Genomic DNA, 24,108 nt, shown 5'->3' with positions numbered 1-24,108 from the left:
AACCCCACCACACGGAACCCCACCACCCCGGGGTACCGCCCGTCGGACCGGAAAGGACACCCCTGACATGACCACCGACACCAGCCCCCACAGCCGCGCCTACGACCTGCTCGCCTCGGTTCTCAGCGAGAAGTTCGAAGTGCCCCCCGAGGCCATCGCCCCCACCGCGACCTTCGAACAGCTGGACCTCGACTCGCTGGCCGTGGTGGAGCTCTTCGTCGTAATCACCGAGGAACTCGGCATCGAAGTACAGGACGGCGAGGCGGACCCGGATCTCACCCTGGCCGGCGTGGCCGACCTCATCGCCCAGGCCGTCAAGCCGTGACCGGCGCCCGGCCCGACGTCGCAGTCACCGGGATCGGCCTGGTCACTCCGGCCGGCACCGGCCGCGAGGCCACCTGGGACGGCGTGTGCGCGGGCCGCCCCACCGCCCGGTACGTCCCCGAACTCAAGGGTCTCCCGGTCGACTTCGCCTGCCTCGTACCGGACTTCTCCCCCCGCGGTCACGTCCCCGGCTCACGCCCCTGGCAGTACGACCGCTTCACCCAGTTCGCCCTCTACGCCGCCCTGGAGGCGGTCTCCGACGCCGGCCTGGACCCGGCCGACTGGGACGCGGACCGCGTCGCGGTGGTCTTCGGCAGCTCGGCCGGCGGCACCGGCACCATGCTGGAACAGCACCGTAAACTGCTCGAACTGGGCACGGCACGCGTCTCACCGATGATGCTGCCGATGTTCCTGCCCAACATGGCCACCGGACAGCTCACCATCCACCTGCGTGCCCGGGGCCCGGCGCTGTGCACGGTCACCGCCTGCGCCTCCGGCGCCACCGCCATCGGCACCGCCCTGCAACTCCTGCGCTCCGGGGCCTGCGACATCGCCGTCGCGGGGGCCTCCGACGCGGTCGTACAGCCCTTCTGGGTCACCGGTTTCGACCGGATGGGCGCGCTGTCCCGGCGCGGCGACGACCCGCGGGCCGCCTCCCGGCCCTTCGACGCCGCCCGGGACGGCTTCGTCATGGCGGAGGGCGGTGCGGCCCTGGTCCTGGAGCCGGCGAGTGCGGCCAGGGCCCGCGGACGCTCCGGCTACGCTCTGCTGGCGGGCTACGGAGCATCGTCCGACGCCCACCACCCCGTGGCACCCGACCCCGAGGGCAAGGGCGCCGCCCTCGCCGTGCGGCGGGCCCTCGACGACGCCGGCGCCCGCCCCGCGGACGTGCAGCACATCAACGCGCACGGCACCGGCACGCCGCTCAACGACGCCGCCGAGGCCCGTCTGATCCAACGCCTCTTCCCTCATCAGCCCTCCGTGACCTCGGTCAAGGGCACCCTCGGCCACCTGCTCGGCGCGGCCGGGGCGGTCGAAGCGGCGATCACCGCCCTGTCCGTGGCCCACGGCCGGGTGCCTCCCGTGGCCAACCTCGAGAAACAGGAAGGAGACGCCGAGATCAACGCCGTCACCGGCACCAGCCGGGCGCAGCCCGTCGACCTCGCCCTGAGCCATTCCTTCGGCTTCGGCGGCCACAACGCCGTACTCGCCTTCAGAAGCTGCCCCACCGAACCGGCCCGGGAGCCCGCCGCTCCTTCACCGTGAGCATCTCCAGGCGGCGGCACGGCCATCCGAACGACCGCTCCGTCGACCGCCGTTGGGAGCCTTCGCGATCAGGGCGCGGGCTTCGGCTCCGTGCACAGCCGATCGGGACAGCTCTGAGAAGGCTCGGAGGCAGGCACGGATCTCGCGGCGCCTCCACGGCCACCTGGTTCTGAAGCGTCATCACAAAAGTTCATGATCACGGTGGCCGTAACCATGCCCGCAGACACCTCGCCATCTCGCTGACCAGCCTCAACACACAACGCATCCGCATCCGCAGCTGCCGTGATGGAGTGAATTCTTTCCCCCCGGTCGAAGGAAAGTTGCGGAATTCAATGGACGCGAGACTGAGGAGCCGGATCGATCTCAGCGCCATTCCCCAACGAAAGGGAGAAGACCGTGAGTTTCCTCAATCCCCGCATCCCCGGTGCCAACTCGGACGACGTCGTCACGGACATCACCGAGGCCCCGCACCGCCTGGGTGCGGTCGCCCGGGCCGGCGGAGCGCAGGTCATCGCGACCGTCGACGTACCGGCGGGAGAGGACGACTGGAACGCCCCGCCCTCCGAGGAGCGTCCGCGTCCGGTGGTGCTCGTGCACGGCACCTTCGGAAACCGGGGCTACACCTGGAACACGGCAACACCGCTGCTACGGCAGCACGGTCACCGGGTCTTCCGGCTCGACTACGGCCAGCACGGCAACCCCCTGATCTTCGGCCTGGGCGACATCAAGCACTCCGCCCGGCAGCTCGCGGACTTCGTCGACGAGGTGCTGCGGCGGACCGGCGCCCAGGAGGTCGACGTGGTCGGCTTCTCGCAGGGCGGCATGATGCCGCGCTACTACCTGAACGCCCTGGGCGGAGGGCCCAAGGTGCGCAACTTCGTCGGCATCGCGCCCAGCAACCACGGAGTCACGGCACAGGGGCTGATGAACCTCGCCCGCCAGATTCCCGGCGCGGCGGAACTCCTCGAACAGGGCACCGTCGGGGAGGTCGTGCCCGCCTGGCCGCAACTCCAGCACGACCACCCCTTCCAGCGCGAGCTGGCCGAACTCGGCGAGACGACGGAGGGCGTCCGCCACACCGTCATCGCCACCCAGTACGACGACGTGGTCACTCCGTACACGTCGTGCGCCCTCGCGAAGACCGAGGGGCGCTACGTCAACAACATCGTCCTGCAGGACATCGACCCGGACGACCACACCCCGCACGTGAGCATGCCCTACAACGCGACCGTGCTGAACGAGGTCCTCAAGGCCCTGGCCGACTGAGCCCTGCTGCCGTCCAGGAGAACGCGGGCGACCAGCGCCGGGTCGTCGTTCATCGGGACGTGGCCGCAGCCGGGCAGCCGTACCAGGCGGGCCCGCGGAATGGCGTGCTTGGCGCGTATGCCCTGCCGGGGCAGGAGCAGCCGGTCCCGGTTGCCCCACGCCACGGTGACGGGGACGCCGGGCACGTCGTCGGTGAACCGCACGCTCCGTCCGGCCCGGAGCGTCTCGGAGAACCCCTGCGCGTGTGCGAGCGCCAGCGTCTCGGCGACGACCGCCTCGGGGGAGCGGCGGCCGGGACGGGCGTAGATCGCACTCGTCAGCGCGGTGCGGCCGACCGCGGTGCGGGACAGCCGCTCGACCAGGGGGAGGGGCAGGCCCCGGGCGGTCCGGCGCAACCCCATCAGGACGCCGAAGGCGTAGCGCCGCTCGGCCTGCGTCCAGAAGCCGGCCGGGGACAGGGCCGTCACCGACCGCACCAGGTTCTCGCGGCCGAGCTCCAGGGCCAGCAGACCGCCCAGCGAGTTGCCGGCCACGTGCGGCCGGTCGAGCCCCAGCGCCGCGCAGAAGGCGCCGAGTACCGCGCTCGTCGTCGGCAGATCGTGCGGCAGGCCGTGCGGCAGCGCGGACGACTGCCCGAACCCCGGCAGGTCCACGGCTATCACCTCGCGCTCGGTCGCGAGGATGTCGACCACCGGGTCCCAGGCCTGCCGGTGATGACCTATGCCGTGCAGCAGTAGCAGCGGCTCGCCCTCACCCACGCGCGCGTAGGCGAGGGTGATGTCCTGTGGACCGTGCTCGGTGGGGGCCGTGAAGGAGAGCGTTGCGGACATGGGGCTCCTTGTTGCTCCTTGTCGGGAACACGTGTTGTGGGAACGCGCGTTGTGGGAACACGTGTCGTCGGGAACAGATGAACGACGACGTTGCGTAGACACCTTGTCAGTAAGAACTACCGACGGGTAGCCCCCGGTCGCCGGTCGGCCTCGGGCGGGGGTGATTCCGCCTGGACACGGCCGCACGCGTCCGCTGGGATGGAACGGTGACCACCGAAACCGCGACCGATGTCTTCGAAGAGCACCGCCCCGTCCTCCTGGGGGTCGCCTACCGCATGCTGGGCCGCCTCGCCGACGCGGAGGACGTGGTCCAGGAGGCCTGGCTGCGCTGGTCCGGCGCCGACCGCTCCGGCGTCCGGGAGGCGCGCGGGTACCTGGTGCGCGTCACCACCCGCCTCGCCATCGACCGGCTGCGTCAGGTCAAGTCGCGGGGCGAGACGTACGTCGGCCCCTGGCTGCCGGAGCCCTACGCCACCGACTTCGGGGACGCCGTACCGGACACCGCCGAGCGGGCCGTTCTCGCCGACTCGGTGTCGTTCGCCGTGCTCGTCGTCCTGGAGTCGCTGTCACCGCTGGAGCGGGCGGTCTTCGTCCTGAGGGAGGCGTTCGGCTACCCGTACGCCGAGATCGCCGCCATGCTGGAACGCGGCGAGGCCGCGGTGCGCCAGCTAGCCGGTCGGGCCCGCAAGCACGTCGACGAGCGGCGGCCCCGCTACGACGTCGACCCGGCGCAGCGCCGGGACCTCACCGAACGCTTCCTCGCCGCCGCGGCCGGCGGCGACCTGGAAGGGCTGATGGCGCTGCTCGCGCCCGACGTCCGGCTGGTCGGCGACAGCGGTGGCAAGTCCAAGGCGCCCCTGCGCGTGCTGGAGAGCTCCGACAAGGTGGGCCGCTTCCTGCTCGGCGTCGCACAGAAGGGGATCCCGGACTTCTCCTACCGCTTCCTGGAGCTCAACGGCGGCCCGGCCCTGCTGGCCCTGTCCGGCGGCAGGCCCGACTCCGTCTTCCAGCTGGACGTGGCCGACGGGCGCATTCAGTCGGTGTACATCGTTCGCAACCCCGACAAACTGCGCTCCCTGGACACCCCCTAGGGCAGGCCCTGGCCGCGCCATCCGCCCATCCGCCACGGATCGAGCCCCCGTCCCGCGACGGGGGCTTCGCCGTCCTGTCGCGGGATTGGTCTTGACCAAGGGTGTGGGCCGTTTTATGGTCGCAGAGAACTGCAACAACCTTTAATAAACAAGGGCGTCAAAACGCCGCCGGACCACGGCGATTGCGGAGGACAGGGTGGGGACCACGCAGTTGGAATCGGTGCCGGAACCGAAGTACTGGCATCTCAGGACCGTGCTCAGCGAGGCCCTGGACTCGGAGTTCTCGGTGGGCGAGGTCCTGCCCAACGAGCGCGACCTCGCCGCCCGCTTCGGCGTCGCCCGCGCCACGCTCCGGCAGGCCCTGGAACAGCTCGAACTGGAAGGCAGGCTCCAGCGCCGCCGAGGCGTCGGTACGACCGTCGCCCCGCCGCGCGTCGGCGTGGCCGTCGGTACCGAGCGGCACGCCTGGCCTGGAACGGCCGGTGACGCCTGGGAACCGGCCGACTGCGTGCCGGCCGCTCCGCCCGCGGCCGTCGCCGACGCCCTGGGCACCGGCCGGGGTGAGACCGTGCACATCGTCCGCCGCTCCCGTGTGTCGCACGGCCAGCCCGTAGCGGCGGAGCTGCTCTACGTCCCGCCGGCCTCGGTGCCCGACCTCACCGCCATCGACGCGCCCTCCGGCGCCGCACGCGCGCGGGTCGTGCTCCGCGAACTGCAGCGCGGAGAACTGGAGCGGCGGGAGAGCGCCGTGGAGCTGGGGTCGGCCGGAGCGGAGGACGCGAAGGAACTGGACCGGCTCCCGGGAGCGCCCGTCCTCGTGGTCACCACCCGATACCTCGCCGAGCGCCGCACCGCCGCGCTCTCCGTCGCCACCTACCGCGCGGACACCTGTCGGCTGACGTTCGGGGACTCCGGCGACGTGGAGATCCACCACGGCCCCGAGACCCGCGCCTCCTGAGTCCCGGACGGCCCCGGACACCTTCTGAAGGCCGGACCCCGCCTCCGCTGTGGACCGGCGCGGCTCAGCGCCGGGCCGTCGCCCCCTCCACCGCGAACAACTGCTCCTCCACGTGGTCGAGGGCCAGCCGCAGCGAGCCCGTCGCCACCGCGGCCTCGCCGAGGAGCGACAGGGTCACCTTCGGCGGGCGCAGGCAGTAGCGGGCCAGCTCCCGGCGCAGCGGCTCCAGTACGCCGTCCAGCCCGGCCGCCCAGCCGCCGACGACGACGAGTTCCGGGTCGAGGGCAAGCACCAGCGCCGCCACGTCGTGCACCAGCCGCTGGATGAAACGCTCGACGGCCGCGCGTGCCCGCTGGTCGCCCTCACGGGCCTCGGCGAAGACCCTGGCGACCGCCTGCTCGTCCAGCGGGTGCAGCGGCCGGCCCGTGGTGGACAGCAGCGTCTCCGGCGTCACGTCCCGGCCCAGCAGATGCAGTGCGCCGATCTCGCCGGCCGCCCCGCCGTACCCCCGGTGCAGCCGCCCGCCGATCAGCGCCCCGGCGCCCGGGCTCAGCCCGGCCAGCACGAACACGATGTCGTCGGACTCGGTGGCGGCGCCCTTCCAGTGCTCGGCGACCGCCGCCGCGTTCGCGTCGTTCTCGACCAGCACCGGGCACTTGAAGGAACGGCTCAGCCGCTCGCCCAGGCGCAGCCCCGTCCACTCGGGCAGCGCGGTGCTCAGCCGCACGGTTCCGTCCGCCTCGACGATCCCGGGCGTCGCCGCGCCCACGGCCCGCAGCGAGCCGCGCGCGACACCGGCCCGGCGCAGCAGTTCGGCGACCGCGGTGCGCAGCCGCTCCAGCCGCTCGTCCGCCGGGGCGGTCTCGTCGACGTCCTTGGCCTGCGCGCCGATGACCCGGCCGTCCAGGTCGGACAGGAGCGCGGCGACACGGTGCGGCCCGATCTCGAGACCCAGCAGATGTCCGGCCTCCGCCCGGAACCGGAACCGCCGCGCGGGCCGCCCCTGCCGCCGGGCCGTGCCCTCGTCGGCGGCTGCCTCGACGACGAGACCGGTCTCGATGAGCCCCTCGACGACCCCTTCGACGGTCGGCCGGGACAGCCCCGTCACCCTGGTGATCTCGGTCAGCGTCGCGCAGTCCGTGGCACGCAACGCGTGCAGCACCACAGCGGAGTTGATCCTCCGCAGCAGCGACGGATCTCCGCCGGTCAGCCCGCCCAACGTCCGTCCTCCCAGCTCGTGCGCGTGTTGGCCGGATCGTACTCGGCCCGCTCCGCCCCGGCGAGTGCCGGTCCGCCGTGCGTTCCTCCGCGGGGCGCCTCAGCCCGGCGCCACGAATCCCGACTCGTACGCCGTGATCACCGCCTGCGTGCGGTCCCGGGCCCCGAGCTTCGCCAGTACCGCGCTCACGTGCGACTTGACCGTCTCCGTGCCCACGATCAGCCGGGCGGCGATCTCCGCGTTCGACAGCCCCCGCGCCATCAGCCGCAGCACCTCGCCCTCCCGATCGGTCAGCTGCGCCCGCTCCAACTCGGCGCGCGCCGCGCGGTTTCCGCCACCGTCCCCGTACTCGGCGGCGAGCTGCCGCACCGAGGCCGGGAACAGCAGGGACTCGCCCTCGGCGATCAGCCGTACCGCGTGCACGATCTCGGCCGGCCGGGCCCGCTTCAGCAGGAACCCGTCGGCGCCCGCGCGCAGCGCCTCGTACACGTACTCGTCGTTCTCGAAGGTCGTCACGACGAGGATCTTCGGCGGATCGGGCACCGTCCGCAGCAGCGCGCGCGTCGCCTCGATGCCGTCCAGCAGCGGCATCCGGACGTCCATGGCGACCACGTCCGGCCGTACCTGCCGCACCAGCGGAATGACCGCCGCCCCGTCGGCCGCCTCGCCGACCACCTCGATGTCGGGCTGTGCCTCCAGCACCGCCCGCAGGCCCGCGCGTACGAGGGGTTCGTCGTCCACGAGGAGCACTCTGACCGGCATCCGCCCAGCGTAGATCAGCCGGACGGCAGCTCGACGCGCACCCGCCAGTCACCGCAGTCGTCGGGCCCCGTGTGCGCCCGCCCGCCCAGCAGCGCGGCCCGCTCGCGTATGCCGCGCAGCCCGCTGCCGCGTCCGGGCGCGACCCTCGCGTCCGGCAGCGGATTGCGCACCTCCAGGGTGAGCGCGCCGTCCGTCACCTCGACGCTGACCCGCGCGGGCACCGTCCCCGCATGCCGCAGCACATTGGTCAGCGCCTCCTGGAGGATGCGGTAGCCCTCGCGGGAGACCGGCCCCGGCAAGGTCTCCACAGGGCCCGTGATCCCGGCGTCCACCTTCGCCCCGGAGGCACGGGCGGACTCCAGGAGCCGGTCCGCGTCCGCGAGGGTCGGTCTGGCGTTCACGGGTTTCTCCGACTCCCGAAGGACGCCGAGCACCCGCTCCAGATCCTCCAGGGCCGCCCTGCCGGTCTCCTCGATCGCGATCAGGGCCCGGTCGGTGAACTCGGCACTGTTGGCCGTGCGGGCGGCACCCGCCTGTACGACGGCGACGGTCAGCGCGTGGCCGATGGAGTCGTGCAGCTCGCGGGCGATGCGGGTGCGCTCCAGAAGCTGGTCGGTGCGTTCCTCGAGGGCCGCCATACGCTCGGCGGCCGACGGGCCGAGCAGCCGCCGCGCGGCGGCGGTGGCCAGTTCGCCGAGGCCGACCACCACCGCGCAGAGCACGATCAGCGGGACCGGCACCAGCAGGGCGTAGGCCCAGTGCGGTTCCGTACCGGCCACGGCTGCCATGTCCTCGGGCACGTGGCCGACGGCACAGGAGGCGGCGGTGTACGACAGGATCGGCAGCCAGACCGTGGCGACCGCGGTCACCGCGCCGAGCAGCAGGCGCACTTCCAGCCACAGCACGGTCCGCAACCGGTCCCGCCAGGTCGTGGCGGGCCGCACGGAGAATCCCGGCTCCGCGTCGCCCGGCGTCAGCAGGAACCGCGCCTGCAGCCCCTCGCCCACCCGCACGGCCGGAAGCAGACCGATCGGCACCACCGCGAGTACCGGCACCCAGTGCACCCCGGGTTTGACGAACATCCACAGGCTGTAGGCCGCCATCGGTGTCCACAGGTGCAGTAGGCGTGTGTACGTCGTCCCGCGGAGCAGCGGGCGCAGAAACCGTGCCATTGCCTCATCGTGCCAGCGCCCACCGACAACGAACTCCCCCGCACGGGGGAGACACCGCCCGCCGGCGGGGGAGGACCCGGCCCGCCCCGACCGGCGACGCTGTCACCATGACCAGCATCGACGTGCAGCACCTCACCAAGGAGTACGGCACCCGACGAGCCGTCGACGACCTCACCTTCACCGTCCGCCCCGGCCGGGTCACCGGCTTCCTCGGCCCCAACGGCGCCGGGAAGTCCACCACCCTGCGGCTCGTCCTGGGCCTCGACCGGCCGACGTCGGGGACGGCGACCGTCGGTGGACGCCCCTACGCCACCCTCTCCGAGCCACTGCGGCACGTCGGCGCCCTGCTCGACGCGCACGCCGCACACGGCTCGCGCACCGCGCGGGACCATCTGCGCGTGCTGGCGGCGAGCAACCGCGTCCCGTCGCGCCGGGTGGACGAGGTGATGGAGGAGACGGGTATCGCGTCGGTGGCCCGCCGCCGGGTGCGGACGTACTCCCTGGGCATGCGGCAGCGCCTGGGCATCGCCGCGGCCCTGCTGGGCGATCCGGAGGTGGTGATGCTGGACGAGCCCTCCAACGGTCTGGACCCCGAGGGCATCATCTGGATCCGCGGGCTGCTGCGCCGGCTCGCGGCCGAGGGACGTACGGTCCTGGTCTCCAGTCACCTGATGAACGAGACCGCGTCCTTCGCCGACCACCTGGTCGTCCTCGGCCGGGGCCGCCTGCTGGCCGACACGCCGATGCGGGAGTTCATCGACGCGCGCGTGCAACCGCGGGTCCGCGTCCGTACGTCGGACGCCACCGCCTTGAAGGCCGTCCTCGCCCGGCACGGCCACGACGCCGTGGAACACGACGACGGGTACTGGATCGTGCACCACACGCGAGTGGAGGACATCGGCCGTGCGATGTCCGGCGCGGGTGTCCCGATCCTCGAACTGGCCGCCGACGAAGGAACGTTGGAGCAGGCGTATCTCGACCTGACGGCCGCCGAGACCGAGTTCACCGCACAGCGCCAGGAGGCCTAGCCATGCACTTCACGCCCGTACTCCGCTCGGAGGCGCTCAAGGTCCGCACCCTGCGCTCGCTGTGCGGCACCCTGCTGGCCGTGTTCGCGGTCACCACGGCGTTCTCCGCGCTGGCCGGCGCCTCCGACAGCTCGGGGCCGGACTTCGACCCGCTGTTCGCGTCCCTCTCCGGCGTCATGCCCGGCCAGATCGCCGCCATCGCCTTCGGAGCGATGGTCGTCTCGGCCGAGTACCACGGCAACGGGATCCGGCTCTCCCTGGCCGCAGTCCCGCAGCGCGGGCGGTGGTTCGCGGCGAAGCTGGCGGTCGTCGCCGTACCGGTCCTCGTCGTGGGGACCGTCACCGCGTTCGCCGCCCTCGTCGCGGCCCGGGCGGTACTCGGTTCCGCGGCGAGCGGGCTCAGCATGGGTGAGCAGGCGCGCGGCGTCGTGGGCTGCGGGATCTACTTCATGCTGATGGCCCTGCTCGCGGCCGGTCTCACCGCCCTGTTCCGCAGCGGCGTGGCCACCCTGTCCGTCCTGATCCCGTTCATCCTGATCATCTCCTTCGTGATCGGGGACGCGGCGGGCGGCGCCACGGACTTCCTGCCGGACAAGGCGGGGCAAGTCGTCCTGTACCAGACGCACGACGGAACTCTGGGACCCTGGGCCGGACTAGCGGTGACCGCGCTGTGGGCGGCGGCCGCCGCCCTCGCGGGAGCCTGGCGGCTGCGCAGCCGGGACGCCTGAAGCCGGCCACCGCTGACGCCCCGCCAATTGTCAGTGGTGGCCGGTTTACTGGACGGCATGAACATCGCGCGGCACATCGCCCTCATCGACGAGCTGTGCTTCCGGCCCTTCCCGGCGGAGCGCGGCCCGTCGCACGGGGGCGCGGGGGGCGCCGGTCATTTCGTGGCGGTCCTGGAAAGCAGCCACGGCCTGCGCGGCGGCGATCAGGGGGAGCGACCGGTGACGGTGGGACGGTACGAGAAGTACCGCGACGCCCTCTACGAGCGCCTCGCACCGCGCTGGGGGGAGACGGACCCCTGGAACCTGCAGACGGTCCTGCTGCGGACGGAAGGAGAGCAGATACCCGAGCCGTGGGCCGCTCTCAGCGCCCGCGCGGGGGTGGCGTACCTCTGGGAGGCGGAGGGCACCGGCCGCTGGGTCGCGGTGGCCGTCGCCGACCGGGACGAAACGGACGAGGTGCAGCTGCTGGCCGTCGTCACGGAGCAGGCACCACCGTGACCACCGCCTCCGCGCGCACCACCGCCTCCGCGCACACCGCCGCCTCCGCCGCCTCCGCGCACACCTACGTCTCTCCGCACGCCTGTGTCTGCGTGGCACGCCTGTGTCTGCGCGGCACGGCTACGCCTCCGCGGCACGGCTACGCCTCCGCGGCACGGCTACGCCTCTGTCCCCGCCTCCGCCGCGACCCGCAGCCGCGCGAACTCCTCCGCCATCGTCTGCGCCGTCCAGTGCGCGTTGAGTCCGCTGGGGTTGGGCAGCACCCACACCCGCGTGTCCCCGATCGTCCGCGCCTGCGGCCCCACCTGGGCCTTCCGGTCGTCGAACGCCGCGCGGTACGCGGTGACACCGACCACGGCCAGCCAACGGGGCCGCAACCGCGCCACCTTCAGCGCCAGCAGCCGGCCGCCCTCCCGGTACTCCTCGGCGGTCAGCTCGTCCGCCCGGGCGCTGGCCCGCGCGACGACGTTCGTGATGCCGAGCCCGTACGACGGCAGCTCACCCTGCTCCGAGGGCTTCAGCAGCCTCGGGGTGAACCCGGACAGATGCAGCACCGGCCAGAATCGGTTGCCGGGACGGGCGAAGTGGTGGCCCGTCACCGCGGTCATCAGACCCGGGTTGATGCCGCAGAACAGCACGCGGAGACCGTCCGCGACGACGTCCGGTACGAGACGGTCGCGGGCGGCCTCCAGCTCGTCGCGGGTGAAGCGCGTCAGAGGATCGCTCCGGGGGTGTAGCCCGCGGCCGCCGGGTGCTGCTTGACGATCTCCTCGATCCGGCCGACGAGCACGCCGACCTGATCGGCCGCGGCGCCCGTGAAGGACAGCTTGTCGGCCATCAGCGCCTCCAGCCCGGCGCGGTCCAGCGGGATGCGCTCGTCGGCGGCCAGCTTGTCGAGCAGCTCGTTGCGCTCGGCGCCCCGCTCGCGCATCGCCAGCGCGGAGGCGACGGCGTTCTCCTTGATCGCCTCGTGCGCGACCTCGCGGCCGACGCCGGCCCGCACCGCGCCCATCAGGACCTTGGTGGTGGCCAGGAACGGCAGGTAGCGGTCCAGCTCCCGGGCCACGACGGCCGGGAACGCGCCGAACTCGTCGAGGACGGTCAGGAACGTCTCCAGCAGCCCGTCGAGGGCGAAGAACGCGTCGGGGAGCGCCACCCGGCGCACCACCGAGCAGGACACGTCGCCTTCGTTCCACTGGTCGCCCGCCAGCTCGCCGGTCATCGAGGCGTAACCACGCAGGATGACCATCAGGCCGTTGACGCGCTCGCAGGAGCGGGTGTTCATCTTGTGCGGCATCGCGGAGGAGCCGACCTGGCCGGGCTTGAAGCCCTCGGTGACCAGCTCGTGCCCGGCCATCAGCCGGATGGTCTTCGCCAGGGACGACGGCGCCGCCGCCAGCTGCACCAGGGCGGTGACGACCTCGTAGTCCAGCGAGCGCGGGTAGACCTGACCGACCGAGGTGAACGCCTGCGAGAAGCCGAGGTGACCGGCGATCCGCCGCTCCAGCTCCGCGAGCTTGCCCGCGTCCCCGCCGAGCAGGTCCAGCATGTCCTGGGCGGTGCCGACCGGGCCCTTGATGCCGCGCAGCGGGTAGCGGCCGAGCAGCTCCTCCACCCGGCCGTACGCGACGAGCAGCTCGTCGGCGGCGGTGGCGAAGCGCTTGCCCAGCGTCGTGGCCTGCGCGGCGACGTTGTGGGAGCGGCCGGCCACGACCAGCTCGGCGTACTCGCCGGCCAGCTTGCCCAGCCGGGCCAGGACGGCCACCGAGCGGTCGCGGATCAGCTCCAGCGAGAGCCGGACCTGGAGCTGCTCGACGTTCTCCGTCAGGTCACGGGAGGTCATGCCCTTGTGCACGTGCTCGTGCCCGGCGAGGTCGTTGAACTCCTCGATCCGCGCCTTCACGTCGTGCCGCGTGACCTTCTCGCGCTCGGCGATCGAGGCCAGGTCGACCTGGTCGAGGACGCGCTCGTAGTCGGCGAGCGCGGCGTCGGGCACCTCGATGCCGAGGTCCTTCTGGGCCCGCAGCACGGCGAGCCAGAGCTGCCGCTCCAGCTTCACCTTCTGCTCGGGCGACCAGAGCGTGGCGAGCTCGGCGGAGGCGTAGCGTCCGGCGAGGACGTTCGGGATGCGGGGCTTGGCGGGAGCGGAAGTCACGTAAACGGATTCTACTGGCGATTCCTGCAGGCCAGCTCCACGGGGCCCTTCGTCGGAACCTACGAAGGGCGTGCGGGCCCGGGGATCACGGCGCCAGGTGCTCGTAAGGCAGCAGCTCCGGACGCTTGGGCGGCAGGCCGTCCCCGGACGACCGGCCCGTCAGCCTGCGCCCGATCCAGGGCAGCAGGTGCCGCCGGGCGAACCGGACGTCAGCGGTCCGGCGCATGATCCAGCCCGGCGGGGGCGTCGCCGGGATCGGCGCGTGCCACCGCGGGTCCTCGGGCTCGTACCCCAGCGTCTGCCACACGGCCTCCGCGACCCGGCGGTGCCCCTCGGAGGTCAGGTGCAGCCGGTCCACGTCCCACATGCGCGGGTCGGCCAGCGAGTCCGCCCCGTACAGGTCGACGACCACGGCGCCGTGCTCCTTGGACAGGTCGTCGATGATCGCGAACAGAGCCTCCATGCGGGGCCGGAACCGCTCCAGCACCGGGCCCTGGCGGCCCGGGCTGCGCATCAGGACCAACTGCTCGCAGTTCGGGGCGAGCCGTTCCACGGCCTGCGTCAGCAGGTCCCGCACCCGGGCCATGTCGCACTTGGGCCGCAGCGTGTCGTTGAGCCCGCCGACCAGCGTGATCACGTCGGCCCCCATGGCCGCCGCCACGTCGACCTGCTCGTCGACGATCTGCCCGATCAGCTTCCCGCGCACCGCGAGGTTCGCGTACCGGAAGCCGGGGGTCCGGGCGGCCATCCGGGTGGCGAGGAGGTCGGCCCAGCCCCGGTAGGAGCCGTCGGGCAGCAGGTCCGACATGCCCTCGGTGAAGGAGTCTCCGACGGCGACGAGGCTGGTGTGGGTGGGATTCGTCTGCATGGCGACAGAAATGGTAGCGCCTGCACATACCCACTGGTCGGTCGCCCTCCGCGTCGGTCGCCCTCCGCAGGGGAGAGGAGGCTCACGTCCGCTGCCCGAACAGCTCCCGCAGCACGTCCTCCATGGTCACCAGCCCCGCCAGCCGCCCGTCGGAACCGATCACGGCCGCCAGATGTGTACGGCTGCGGCGCATGGCGGTCAGCACGTCGTCCAGCGGGGTGCGCTCCCGGGCCCGCGCGATGGGCCGCATGTCCCGCAGGCCGAACGGCAGGTCCCGCGGCGAGGCGTCCAGGGCGTCCTTCACATGCAGGTAGCCGACGATCCGCCGCCCGTCGTCCACCACCGGGAAGCGAGAGAACCCGGACTCCGCCGACAGCCGCTCCAACTGCTCCGGAGTGATCCCCACGCGTGCCTGGACGACGCGTTCGAGCGGCAGCACCACGTCCCGCACCGGTCGCCGGCCCAGCTCCAGGGCGTCGTGCAGGCGCTCCTGGGCCCGGTCGTCGATGAGACCGGCCTCGCTGGCGTCCTTGACGATCTCGGCGAGTTCCGCGTCCGTGAAGGTCGCCGAGACCTCGTTCTTCGTCTCGACCCTGAGCAGCTTGAGCAACGCGTTCGCGAAGGCGTTGACCGTGAAGATCACCGGGCGCAGTGCCCGGGACAGCGCCACCAGCGGCGGCCCGAGCAGCAGCGCGCTGCGCACCGGCTCGGCCAGCGCGATGTTCTTCGGCACCATCTCGCCGAGCAGCATGTGCAGATACGTCGCCAACGCGAGGGCGATGACGAAGGACACCGCGTGCCCCGCGCCGGACGGCACGCCCACCGCGTGGAACACCGGCTCCAACAGGTGCGCGATGGCCGGTTCCGCGACCACACCCAGGACCAGCGTGCACAGCGTGATGCCGAGCTGCGCCGCCGCCATCAGCGCCGACACGTGCTCCAGGCCCCAGAGCACGCTCTTCGCGCGCCGGTCGCCCTCCACCCCCGCCGCCCCTGCCTCGACGTGCTGCTCCACCTGGCTGCGGCGCACGGAGATCAGCGCGAACTCGGCGCCCACGAAGAACGCGTTCACCACGAGCGTCGCCAGACCGATCAGCAGCTGCACGGCGGTCACCGGCCGGCCCCCCCTTCGTCGGTGTCGCCGGCGGCGCGCGCGTCGTCGAGCGGCGCGTGCAGCAACACCCGGGCGGCCCTGTGGCCCGTGGCGTCCACTACGTCCAGCCGCCAGCCGGCGACCTCCAGGGAGTCGCCGACGGCGGGGATGTGCCCCAGCCCGGCCGCGACCAGACCGGCGACCGTCTCGTACGGCCCTTCGGGCACCCTGAGTCCCAGCCGCGCGAGCCGGTCCACGCGCGCCGCGCCGTCGGCCCGGTACAGGGCGTGCCCCCGCTCGTCGGTGCCGGCCGGGTCCAACTCGGGCGTCTCGTGTGGATCGTGTTCGTCCCGCACCTCGCCGACGACCTCCTCGACGATGTCCTCCAGCGTGGCCACGCCCGCCGTCCCGCCGTACTCGTCGATCACCACGGCCATCGTGCGCCGACCGGAGAGCCGGTCCAGCAGCCGGTCGACGGTCAGCGACTCCGGGACGAGCAGCGGCTCGCGCATCAGTTCGGCGACCGGCATCCGGGGCCGCCGCTCGGCGGGCACCGCCAGGACGTCCTTGACGTGCGCGGTGCCCACCACGGCGTCGAGTGTGTCCTGGTAGACGGGGAACCTGGACAGTCCGGTCGCCCGCGTCGCGTTCGCCACGTCCTCGCACGTCGCCCGGGCGTCGAGGGCGACGACCTGGACGCGCGGGGTCATCACGTTCTGTGCCGTCAGGTCGGCCAGGTTCAGGGTCCGCACGAACAACTCGGCGGTGTCCGCCTCCAGCGCACCCTGCTTGGCCGAGTGCCGGGCGAGCGCGGCCAGCTCCTGCGGCCCACGCGCGGACGCCAGTTCCTCGGCGGGCTCCATACCGAACACGCGCACGATGCGGTTGGCCGTGTTGTTCAGGTGGGTGATGAAGGGCCGGAACGCGGTGCTGAACCAGCGCTGCGGACCACCCACCCGTTTGGCGACGGCCAGCGGTGAGGAGATCGCCCAGTTCTTCGGCACCAGTTCGCCGACGATCATCAGGAAGACCGTCGACAGGGCCGTGCCCAGCACCAGCGCCAGCGACGAGGCCACCGAGCGCGACACCCCGACGCTCTCCAGCGGACCCGAGATCAGCGCCGCGACCGAGGGCTCGGCCAGCATGCCGACCACCAGGTTGGTGACCGTGATGCCGAGCTGCGCCCCGGACAGCTGGAAGGTCAGGTTCCGTACGGCCTTCAGGGCGCTCGCCGCCCCCCGCTCGCCGCGCGCCACCGCCCGCTCCAGCTCGCCGCGCTCGACGGTGGTCAGCGAGAACTCGGCCGCGACGAAGGCGCCGCACGCGAGCGAGAGCAGGATCGCCACCAGCAGCAGGAGCACTTCGGTCATCGGGTCACCTCGGATCCATGATCGGCCAGGACCCGGCGGTTCGCGCGACGTCGTGCGCCGAGGGGGCGCAGCGGGACGAGGTCCCGGGGGGAGGCGCCGGGGTGAGCGCCGGAAGGAACGCCGATGCGGACTCGCTCATGCGCCGGTGCTCACACCTTTCCGTCGGTGAGGGGCTTCACCCAGCGTCGCCACTGCTCCTCGGGCGCGTACCCGGCCGCCCGCCAGGCATGCTGTGCCCGCTCGTTGCGCCGCAGCACCATCGCGTCCCCGCGGCGCCCGCCCAGCCGTACGAACCGCTCCTCCGCGGCCGTGAGCAGCGCCGATCCGATGCCCCGGCGCCGGTGGTCCGGGTGCACCGCCAGCCGGTACAGATGGCAGCGCCAGCCGTCGAAACCCGCGATCACCGTGCCCACCAGGTCCCCGCCCAGCTCGGCCAGGACCAGTGCCTCGGGGTCGCGGGCGACCAGCCGCTCCACGCCCTCCCGGTCGTCGCTGATGCTCGTCCCCTCGGCGGCCACCTTCCAGAAGGCCAGCACGGTGTCGAGGTCCTCGGGCCCGGCGGCCCGTATGCGCAGTTCGGTCATGGGGCGATCCCATCACCCACGCCGCATCGCCAGGCGGGATTCCAGCATGCGGGCGGCCGGACCGCGCGCCGACCCGCCGTCAGGCCTCGCGCAGCGCCCGCATCACCGGTGCGAAGGCCTCCATGTACGGCTCCGGCACGGTCAGGTAGGTGAATCCGTACCGCTCGCGCTGCGCCCTCGCCTGCGCGGTGATCCGCTCCAGGGTCCCGGCCAGGACGATGGGCAGTTCGAGTACCTGGCCGGCGGTCAGGTGCGGCACGTGCTCCAGGAGGGGGCGGACCGCGGTCTCGCGGTCCTCGGTCCCGGCAGGCGCTCCAGTTCCTCGACGGTGCGCCGCAGACGGTCCGCCCGCTCGCCCGGGGAGCCGAACGGCAGCCCCGCCGCGTCGTGCTCCGCTCGCACCGCGTCCGCTCGCACCGCGTCCGGCCGCACCGCGTCCGGCCGGGCCCGGACCGGCGCGCACCAGACCGGCGCGCACCAGACCGGACGACGTGCCCGGCGCCCGGCGTCAGTCCGTCTCTGTAGCGCCCGGGGCAGCCGGGAGGCCGGCGCCCGCGCACAGGCCACGCGCTGCTGCCGGCCCCCGGAGAGCTGGGCCGACCGGTGCTTCAGCCGGTCCCGCGGGCCCAGGGTGCCGACCACCTGGTCGAGCCAGTCCGGGCCGGGGCCCCGGCCCGCGATGTTCATGGGCGGCCGCCCTTGCCGCTGCTAGCGTTGCGGCGCTAGCTTCGAGGCATGGCGAAGACCCAGAAGGCCCAGCTGAACGTGCGGGTGGACGAGGGCACCGCCCGGGCGGCCCGCGAGAAGGCCCTGGCCCGGGGGATGAGCGTCAACCGCTACATCGAGGAACTGGTCCGGCAGGACACCGGCGAGGCCGGCCACACCTTCGTGGAGGCCGCCGCCGACTTCATGCGGCAGTACGAGAAGGTCTTCGCCGAGGAGGTCGGCGACGGCGGCCGCTGAGCCGCCGGACGAGTCCCGGACGAAAGACCCCGGATGAATGACCTCCGTATCGACCTCGCCTGGCTGCTGATGCTCGCCGAACAGCGCACCCCGGGAGATCCCCAGGTCACCGACTGGGGAGCGCTCGTAGCGGCCGTCTCCCGCCACCGGGCCGAGATATTCGGCACCCTCGTCTACGACAGTCCGCACTCCCGTGCCGCCGCCCTGCTCCAGATGCTGATCCACATCCCTGCGCTGGAGCGCTCCAACGCCCTGTTCGCCTCCGCGGTCGCCTACGCCTACCTGGTCGCCAGCGGGGTCAAGGTCGCCACCACACCGGAGCAGGTGCGGGATCTCGCACTACTGGTCAAGAGCGGTGAGGCCGCGGTCGACGACATCGCGGACGAGCTGCGCCGGTGGAGCGTGTGAGGGGCTGGTGAGGGGCTGACTACGCCTCGGTCCCGGGCGGCCGCCAGGCCGTGCCGAGCACGCAGTAGGAACTCGGCAGCGCCGGCCCGTGCTCCGGAATCATCACCCGCCGGTAGGGCCCGAGTGCGAACCCCGCGTCCCGCAGCGCGGCGACCGGCTCGCGGGACAGGTGGCAGCCGCCGGACAGCGGGGGCCACAGCGTCCGGTCCAGCGCGCGCTGGGTGAAGGTCATCACCCGCCCACCGCCCCGGCCGTGTTCGAAGAACCGCACCTGTCCGCCGGGCCGCAGCACCCGTCGCAGCTCCCCGAGCGCCCGTGGCACGTCGCGGACACTGCACAGCACGAGCGAGACGACGGCGGCGTCGAAGGCCTCGCTCTTGACCGGGAGGGCCTCCGCCGCGCCCGGCGCCACGTCCACCGGTACCTCGGCGCGCAGCGCCGCCTCCACGGCCAGTTGCCGCAGTACGCGCTCCGGTTCGATGGCGACGACCTCCGAGACGGTGCCCGGGTAGTGCGAGAAGTTCAGTCCGTTGCCCGCGCCGACTTCGATCACCCGCCCGGACAGCCCGGCGAGCAGCCGCTCGCGAACGCGCCCCATCCCCATCCGGGTCTCGGCGCCCACACTGACCCGGGCGTAGTAGCGGGCGAACAGCGGATGGTGCACGGCGTCCCGCGGCACTCCGCGGGCACGGGCGGATCGCAGTGCCATGGGACCTCCCTCACGAGGTGGTGCCTTACCGCGATTGTCCCCCGGACGAGCCCCGCGCACCCACCGCGCGGACGGCTCGTTCTCGGCCGGTCGCCGGTCGCCGGTCGCCGGTCGCCGGTCGCCGGTTCCGGTCAAGGTGCGGAGTTGGGGAGCGCGGCGTGCTTCGCATCGGTCTCCCGGGGTCGTTGAGGCCGGGCGGGACGCCGGGCCGCGAAGGCGTGGCCCCGCGCCGGGGCCGGGTCCGGCCCTCGTCCCACCCCCGGCCGGGCCGGCGGACGTCCCGAGCCGTGCCGCCGGTCAGGGCGCCTCCCGGGCCCGGAAGGCGTCCGCGTCCCAAGTGCCGTCCAGCCGGGGGGCCAGCCAGTGCGGTGCCGTCGTCCGGAAGGCGGCCGGCGGGAGGCGGGCCGCTCCGGCGGGCAGGGCGCCGAGCAGGGGCGCTCCGGCCACGTCCGGGAGGTCCGCGAGGTTGCAGCGCGAGGCGAGGTCCGGGGCCTCGGGCCAGCTGCCGATCACCACGCCCGGCAGCGCCAGGCCTCGGGAGCGCAGTTCACGCGCCGTCAGTTCCGTGGTGTTCAGCGTCCCCAGCCCGGCCGAGGCCACCAGCAGCACCGGCGCTCCCAGCAGCCCGGCGACATCCGCCAGCGTCCCGCCGGCCGCGTCGAAGCGTACGAGCAGTCCGCCCGCGCCCTCGACCAGCACCAGGTCGTGCTCGGTCGCCAGTTTGTCCGCGGCCTCCGCCACCTCCTCGGGGCGCACGGGCGCCCGGCCGGCCCGGCGCGCGGCCGTCCCCGGTGCCAAGGGTTCCGGGTAGCGGGCGACCTCGGCCGCCGTCACGGCGCCCGCGAGGCGCGCCACCTCCTGGGCGTCCCCCGGCTCGTCCGGTCGTACGCCCGTCTGCGCCGCCTTCAGTACGGCCACCGAGCGGCCGCCCGCCGCCGCCGTCGCGGCGACGGCGGCGGTCACGACCGTCTTGCCGATCTCCGTGCCCGTGCCCGTGATCACCAGTACCGGCATGTCATCCCTCCCGTGCCGCCGCGCACACCGCGCGGGCGATCCGCGCCACGTCCGCGTCACCCGTGACGTACGGCGGCATGGTGTAGATCAGATCGCGGAACGGCCGCAGCCACACGCCCTCGCGCACGGCCGCCTCCGTCGCCGCCCGCATGTCGACGGCGTGGTCGAGCTGCACCACGCCGATCGCGCCGAGCACGCGTACGTCGGTGACGCCCGGCAGTTCGCAGGCGGGTGCGAGCCCTTCGCGCAGACCCGCCTCGATCCGGTTGACCTCCGCGAGCCAGTCCTGGCCGAGCAGCAGCCCGATGGAGGCGCATGCCACGGCGGCCGCCAGTGGATTGCCCATGAACGTCGGCCCGTGGGCCAGCACCGGCACCTCGCCACGCGAGATCCCGTCGGCCACCCGTGACGTACACAGCGTGGCCGCCATCGTCAGGTAACCGCCGGTCAGCGCCTTGCCCACGCACATCACGTCCGGCGTCACCGCCGCGTGCTCCGCCGCGAACATCGCGCCCGTGCGCCCGAACCCGGTCGCGATCTCGTCGAACACGAGCAGCACGCCGTGCGCGTCGCACGCCTCCCGCAGCACCCGCAGATACGCGGGGGAGTGGAACCGCATGCCACCGGCGCCCTGCACCACCGGCTCCACGATCACCGCGGCCAGTTCGCCGGCGTGCCGCTCGATCAGTGACCGCAGCCGGTCGGCGTACGACTCCTCGTACTCGGCCGGCGGCGCGTCCGCGAAGACCTGGCGTGGCAGGGCGCCCTCCCACAGCTCGTGCATCCCGCCGTCGGGATCGCACACCGACATCGGCTGCCAGGTGTCGCCGTGGTAGCCGCCGCGCCAGGTCAGCAGGCGACGCTTGGCAGGGCGACCCAGCGAACGCCAGTACTGGAGGCACATCTTGACCGCGACCTCGACCGACACCGAACCCGAGTCGGCCAGGAAGACGTGCTCCAGACCCTCGGGTGACATGTCGACAAGGAGCTTCGCCAGGCGCACGGCGGGCTCGTGGGTGAGTCCGCCGAACATCACATGGCTCATCCGCTCGAGCTGCTCCCGCGCGGCCTCGTTCAGCACCGGGTGGTTGTAGCCGTGGATCGCCGACCACCAGGACGACATGCCGTCGACGAGCTCGCCCGAACCATCGGCCGGCCGCAGCCGCACCCCGCTCGCCGACTCCACGACGAGCGGGTCCCGCCGGCCGGGCATGGGGCCGTACGGATGCCAGACGTGCCGCCGGTCGAGGGCCAGCAGCTCGTCCACGGTCAGCGCGGGCTCAGGCATTGGGCGCGAGGTCCGTTCCGGCACCACGGCGGCGTACGGCGACCAGGTCCGTGCGGGCTTCGCCGGCCACCGCGGACGCGGCGGCCGACACGGAGTCGCGATCCGCCTCGGCCGGGGCGGAACCACAGGCCCCGCCGCTGCCGTGCGACCCGCAGCCGCCGCCGCTGTCGTGCGACCCGCAGCCGCCGCCTGCCGTCGCCCGGTGCCCGGGCAGGGTCACCTGGTCGGCGCCCTCCACCTCGAAACCGGCGTCCGCGATCATCTCCAGGTCGGCATGGCCCGCCTGCCCCTCGCTGGTGAGGTAGTCGCCGAGGAAGATGGAGTTGGCCAGGTTCAGGGCGAGCGGCTGCATCGTGCGCAGGTGGACCTCGCGACCGCCGGCGATGCGCACCTCGACGTCCGGGCAGACGAACCGTGTCATCGCCAGGATGCGCAGGCACCGCTGCGGGGTGAGGTGCCACTCCTTGGCCAGCGGCGTGCCCTCCATCGGGATCAGGAAGTTGACCGGCACCGAGTCCGGGTCCAGCTCGCGCAGCGAGAAGACCACGTCGACCAGGTCCTCGTCGCTCTCGCCCATGCCCGCGATCAGCCCCGAGCAGGCGGACAGCCCGGCCGCGTGCGCCTTGTTCACCGTGTCCACCCGGTCGGCGTACGTGTGCGTGGTCGTGATGTCCCCGTACGTCGCCTCGGACGTGTTGAGGTTGTGGTTGTAGGCGTCCGCACCCGCCTCGCGCAGCCGCTCCGCCTGGCCGTCGGAGAGCAGGCCCAGGCAGGCGCACACCTCGACGGCCTCGTTCTGCTCCTTGATCGCCTTGATGGTGTCCGAGACCCGGTCCACGTCCCGGTCGGTCGGACCGCGTCCGCTGGCCACCAGGCACACCCGCTTGGCGCCCCCGGCCACGCCCGCGGCGGCCGCCTGGGAGGCCTGGTCGGGCTTGAGCCAGGTGTACTTGAGGATCTCGGCTTTGGAGCCGAGCCGCTGCGAGCAGTAGGAGCAGTCCTCGGGGCACAGGCCCGACTTGAGGTTGACGAGGTAGTTGAGTTTCACCCGTCGCCCGAACCAGTGACGGCGTACCTTGCCGGCCGCGGCCACCACATCGAGCAGGTCGTCGTCGGAAGTGGCGAGGACGGCAAGAGCCTCCTCGCGGGTCGGCGTCTCGCGCCGAAGCCCCTTGTCCACCAGCGTGTTCAGCAGGTCCATGAGAGCCGATCCTGTCTTAAGGGGCCGCCCGGGGCCAAGGAGAGTTCGCACAACACTGACAGATCGGCGTGTGGGTATCGCCACACCTCGCGGGGGCTGTCGTGCCGCTAATGTCTGTCCACTGCCTACAAAACTCCGGAGGACCGACCCATGGCGTTCGGCTGGATCGACGAGCAGGCCCGGGCGCGCCGCCGGGCCGGACTCGTACGTGTTCTGCGCCCTCGTCCGGCCGACTCGCCGCTGCTGGACCTGGCGAGCAACGACTACCTCGGACTGGCCCGGCATCCGGAGGTCACCGTGGGCGCGGTGCGGGCCGCGCGGGCCTGGGGCGGTGGCGCGACCGGCTCCCGGCTGGTGACCGGCACGACCGAACTGCACGCCGAGCTCGAACGCGAGCTGGCCGCCCACTGCGGTTTCGAGGCCGCGCTCGTCTTCTCCTCCGGCTACGCGGCCAACCTCGCCGCGGTCACCGCGCTGGCGCCGCACGGCTCCCTCGTCGTCTCCGACGCGGGCAACCACGCCTCGCTGATCGACGGCTGCCGGCTCGCGCGCGGGACGACCCAGGTCGTGGCGCACGCCGACCCGGACGCCGTACGCAAGGCACTGGGGACGCACGACGGGCCGGCCGTCACCGTCTCCGACACGGTCTTCTCGGTCGACGGGGACGCGGCCCCCCTAGCCGCCCTCGCCGAGGTGTGCCGGGAGCACGGCGCCGGGCTGGTCCTCGACGACGCCCACGGCCTCGGTGTGCTCGGCCACGGCGGCAGGGGCGCCCCGCACGCGGCGGGACTCGCGGGCGCCGACGACGTCGTCGTGACGGTGACGCTGTCCAAGTCACTCGGCAGTCAGGGCGGTGCCGTGCTCGGCCCCGCCCGGGTGATCGAGCACCTGGTCAACGCGGCCCGGACCTTCATCTTCGACACCGGCCTCGCCCCCGCGGCGACGGGCGCGGCGCTGGCGGCGCTCACCCTGCTGCGCCGCGAGCCGGAACGAGCGGCGCGGGCACGCGCGGTGGCGGCCGAACTGCACGCGCGTCTGACCGCGCTGGGGCTTTCCGCGGTACGTCCGGACGCCGCGGTCGTCTCGGTGCGCGCCCCCTCCCCGGAGGCGGCCGTACGGTGGGCGGCCGACTGCCGTACGGCCGGCCTGTCCGTGGGCTGCTTCCGTCCTCCTTCCGTACCCGACGGCATCTCACGGCTCAGGCTGACCGCTCGTGCGGACCTCTCCGGGGAGCAGATCGAACGCGCTGTACGGGTGATCGGCGAGACGCGGCCATGAGTCGGCGTGACACGGCCGTGTGCCGCCAGACGGTG

Annotated in this window: 26 protein-coding genes and 1 pseudogene; 11 read left to right on the top strand and 16 right to left on the bottom strand. The window is 73.1% G+C overall.

Features of this window, described 5'->3' with window-relative positions; translation table 11 throughout:
• Window positions 1-67 precede the first annotated feature (67 nt).
• From ACZ4V1_RS09655 to ACZ4V1_RS09645, 3 genes are all read left to right on the top strand, one after another.
• Window positions 68-325: an acyl carrier protein gene (locus tag ACZ4V1_RS09655; protein WP_468331998.1), complete on the top strand. Its 258-nt coding sequence runs from the start codon at window positions 68-70 to the stop codon at window positions 323-325.
• Window positions 322-1,590: a beta-ketoacyl-[acyl-carrier-protein] synthase family protein gene (locus ACZ4V1_RS09650; RefSeq protein ID WP_468331995.1), complete on the top strand. Its 1,269-nt coding sequence runs from the start codon at window positions 322-324 to the stop codon at window positions 1,588-1,590. The genes ACZ4V1_RS09655 and ACZ4V1_RS09650 overlap by 4 nt, the downstream gene beginning before the upstream one ends.
• Window positions 1,591-1,986: 396 nt before the next feature.
• Complete coding sequence (locus tag ACZ4V1_RS09645) at window positions 1,987-2,856, top strand: alpha/beta fold hydrolase (RefSeq protein ID WP_468331992.1); 870 nt, start codon at window positions 1,987-1,989, stop codon at window positions 2,854-2,856.
• Here ACZ4V1_RS09645 and ACZ4V1_RS09640 read toward each other — a convergent pair.
• On the bottom strand, window positions 2,808-3,686 hold the full coding sequence (locus ACZ4V1_RS09640) for an alpha/beta fold hydrolase (protein WP_468331989.1): 879 nt from the start codon (window positions 3,684-3,686) through the stop codon (window positions 2,808-2,810). The genes ACZ4V1_RS09645 and ACZ4V1_RS09640 overlap by 49 nt on opposite strands.
• Before the next feature lie 206 nt (window positions 3,687-3,892).
• On the opposite strand from ACZ4V1_RS09640, the gene ACZ4V1_RS09635 reads away from it, so the two are divergent.
• Window positions 3,893-4,777, top strand: coding sequence for an RNA polymerase sigma-70 factor (locus ACZ4V1_RS09635; protein ID WP_468331986.1), 885 nt, complete (start codon window positions 3,893-3,895; stop codon window positions 4,775-4,777).
• A 196-nt stretch (window positions 4,778-4,973) separates the two neighbouring features.
• Window positions 4,974-5,735, top strand: coding sequence for a GntR family transcriptional regulator (locus tag ACZ4V1_RS09630; protein WP_468331984.1), 762 nt, complete (start codon window positions 4,974-4,976; stop codon window positions 5,733-5,735).
• Between the two features lie 64 nt (window positions 5,736-5,799).
• On the opposite strand, the gene ACZ4V1_RS09625 is transcribed toward ACZ4V1_RS09630, so the two are convergent.
• The 3 genes from ACZ4V1_RS09625 to ACZ4V1_RS09615 all read right to left on the bottom strand — a co-directional run bounded on the left by ACZ4V1_RS09625 (window position 5,800) and on the right by ACZ4V1_RS09615 (window position 8,888).
• Window positions 5,800-6,954, bottom strand: coding sequence for an ROK family transcriptional regulator (locus ACZ4V1_RS09625; RefSeq protein ID WP_468331981.1), 1,155 nt, complete (start codon window positions 6,952-6,954; stop codon window positions 5,800-5,802).
• Between the two features lie 99 nt (window positions 6,955-7,053).
• On the bottom strand, window positions 7,054-7,716 hold the full coding sequence (locus ACZ4V1_RS09620) for a response regulator transcription factor (protein WP_468331978.1): 663 nt from the start codon (window positions 7,714-7,716) through the stop codon (window positions 7,054-7,056).
• A 14-nt stretch (window positions 7,717-7,730) separates the two neighbouring features.
• Entirely contained in the window at window positions 7,731-8,888 is a 1,158-nt protein-coding gene (locus ACZ4V1_RS09615; protein WP_468331975.1) for a sensor histidine kinase, read from the bottom strand.
• A gap of 107 nt (window positions 8,889-8,995) precedes the next feature.
• On the opposite strand from ACZ4V1_RS09615, the gene ACZ4V1_RS09610 reads away from it, so the two are divergent.
• Genes ACZ4V1_RS09610 through ACZ4V1_RS09600 form a run of 3 tightly spaced genes read left to right on the top strand, consistent with a single transcriptional unit; the run spans window position 8,996 to window position 11,142 of the window.
• Window positions 8,996-9,916: an ABC transporter ATP-binding protein gene (locus tag ACZ4V1_RS09610; protein WP_468331972.1), complete on the top strand. Its 921-nt coding sequence runs from the start codon at window positions 8,996-8,998 to the stop codon at window positions 9,914-9,916.
• A 2-nt stretch (window positions 9,917-9,918) separates the two neighbouring features.
• Window positions 9,919-10,644, top strand: a complete 726-nt coding sequence (locus tag ACZ4V1_RS09605) for an ABC transporter permease (RefSeq protein ID WP_468331969.1) — start codon at window positions 9,919-9,921, stop codon at window positions 10,642-10,644.
• Between the two features lie 57 nt (window positions 10,645-10,701).
• Window positions 10,702-11,142, top strand: coding sequence for a hypothetical protein (locus ACZ4V1_RS09600; protein ID WP_468331966.1), 441 nt, complete (start codon window positions 10,702-10,704; stop codon window positions 11,140-11,142).
• Window positions 11,143-11,300: 158 nt separating this feature from the next.
• Here ACZ4V1_RS09600 and mug read toward each other — a convergent pair whose 3' ends face one another.
• The 8 genes and pseudogenes from mug to ACZ4V1_RS09560 form a co-directional block, all read right to left on the bottom strand.
• Window positions 11,301-11,858 carry a G/U mismatch-specific DNA glycosylase gene (gene mug / locus ACZ4V1_RS09595; RefSeq protein ID WP_468332327.1) on the bottom strand — a complete coding sequence of 186 codons (558 nt, stop codon included), beginning with the start codon at window positions 11,856-11,858 and terminating at the stop codon, window positions 11,301-11,303.
• On the bottom strand, window positions 11,855-13,297 hold the full coding sequence (purB, locus tag ACZ4V1_RS09590) for an adenylosuccinate lyase (RefSeq protein ID WP_468331963.1): 1,443 nt from the start codon (window positions 13,295-13,297) through the stop codon (window positions 11,855-11,857). The genes mug and purB overlap by 4 nt, the downstream gene beginning before the upstream one ends.
• A gap of 85 nt (window positions 13,298-13,382) precedes the next feature.
• On the bottom strand, window positions 13,383-14,165 hold the full coding sequence (locus tag ACZ4V1_RS09585; protein ID WP_468331960.1) for an SGNH/GDSL hydrolase family protein: 783 nt from the start codon (window positions 14,163-14,165) through the stop codon (window positions 13,383-13,385).
• Between the two features lie 82 nt (window positions 14,166-14,247).
• Complete coding sequence (locus ACZ4V1_RS09580) at window positions 14,248-15,279, bottom strand: hemolysin family protein (protein WP_468331957.1); 1,032 nt, start codon at window positions 15,277-15,279, stop codon at window positions 14,248-14,250.
• A complete protein-coding gene (locus ACZ4V1_RS09575; protein ID WP_468331955.1) occupies window positions 15,276-16,628 on the bottom strand; it encodes a hemolysin family protein in 1,353 nt (450 codons plus the stop codon). Before ACZ4V1_RS09575 ends, ACZ4V1_RS09580 begins: the two co-directional genes overlap by 4 nt.
• A gap of 149 nt (window positions 16,629-16,777) precedes the next feature.
• Window positions 16,778-17,212, bottom strand: coding sequence for a GNAT family N-acetyltransferase (locus ACZ4V1_RS09570; RefSeq protein ID WP_468331952.1), 435 nt, complete (start codon window positions 17,210-17,212; stop codon window positions 16,778-16,780).
• A 79-nt stretch (window positions 17,213-17,291) separates the two neighbouring features.
• On the bottom strand, window positions 17,292-17,471 hold the full coding sequence (locus ACZ4V1_RS09565) for a hypothetical protein (RefSeq protein ID WP_468331949.1): 180 nt from the start codon (window positions 17,469-17,471) through the stop codon (window positions 17,292-17,294).
• Window positions 17,472-17,749: 278 nt separating this feature from the next.
• Window positions 17,750-17,902 (bottom strand): annotated as a pseudogene (locus tag ACZ4V1_RS09560) (ABC transporter ATP-binding protein); the annotation flags it as partial.
• 45 nt (window positions 17,903-17,947) lie between these two features.
• On the opposite strand from ACZ4V1_RS09560, the gene ACZ4V1_RS09555 reads away from it, so the two are divergent.
• On the top strand, window positions 17,948-18,175 hold the full coding sequence (locus ACZ4V1_RS09555; RefSeq protein ID WP_468331946.1) for a toxin-antitoxin system HicB family antitoxin: 228 nt from the start codon (window positions 17,948-17,950) through the stop codon (window positions 18,173-18,175).
• A gap of 33 nt (window positions 18,176-18,208) precedes the next feature.
• Window positions 18,209-18,583 carry a fic family toxin-antitoxin system, toxin component gene (locus ACZ4V1_RS09550; RefSeq protein ID WP_468331943.1) on the top strand — a complete coding sequence of 125 codons (375 nt, stop codon included), beginning with the start codon at window positions 18,209-18,211 and terminating at the stop codon, window positions 18,581-18,583.
• Between the two features lie 19 nt (window positions 18,584-18,602).
• On the opposite strand, the gene ACZ4V1_RS09545 is transcribed toward ACZ4V1_RS09550, so the two are convergent.
• From ACZ4V1_RS09545 to bioB, 4 genes are all read right to left on the bottom strand, one after another.
• Window positions 18,603-19,292: a class I SAM-dependent methyltransferase gene (locus tag ACZ4V1_RS09545; protein WP_468331941.1), complete on the bottom strand. Its 690-nt coding sequence runs from the start codon at window positions 19,290-19,292 to the stop codon at window positions 18,603-18,605.
• A 297-nt stretch (window positions 19,293-19,589) separates the two neighbouring features.
• Entirely contained in the window at window positions 19,590-20,306 is a 717-nt protein-coding gene (bioD, locus tag ACZ4V1_RS09540) for a dethiobiotin synthase (RefSeq protein WP_468331938.1), read from the bottom strand.
• Window position 20,307: 1 nt separating this feature from the next.
• Complete coding sequence (locus ACZ4V1_RS09535; RefSeq protein ID WP_468331935.1) at window positions 20,308-21,594, bottom strand: adenosylmethionine--8-amino-7-oxononanoate transaminase; 1,287 nt, start codon at window positions 21,592-21,594, stop codon at window positions 20,308-20,310.
• On the bottom strand, window positions 21,587-22,795 hold the full coding sequence (gene bioB / locus ACZ4V1_RS09530; RefSeq protein ID WP_468331932.1) for a biotin synthase BioB: 1,209 nt from the start codon (window positions 22,793-22,795) through the stop codon (window positions 21,587-21,589). The genes ACZ4V1_RS09535 and bioB overlap by 8 nt, the downstream gene beginning before the upstream one ends.
• Window positions 22,796-22,945: 150 nt before the next feature.
• Here bioB and ACZ4V1_RS09525 point away from each other — a divergent pair, with 150 nt between their 5' ends.
• Window positions 22,946-24,073 (top strand): 8-amino-7-oxononanoate synthase, encoded by a 1,128-nt coding sequence (locus ACZ4V1_RS09525; protein WP_468331929.1) that lies wholly within the window; start codon window positions 22,946-22,948, stop codon window positions 24,071-24,073.
• Window positions 24,074-24,108: the final 35 nt, after the last annotated feature.

The sequence above is a fragment of the Streptomyces sp. NPDC028991 genome (assembly GCF_055564775.1).
This window is presented reverse-complemented; position numbering and strand designations above follow the sequence as displayed.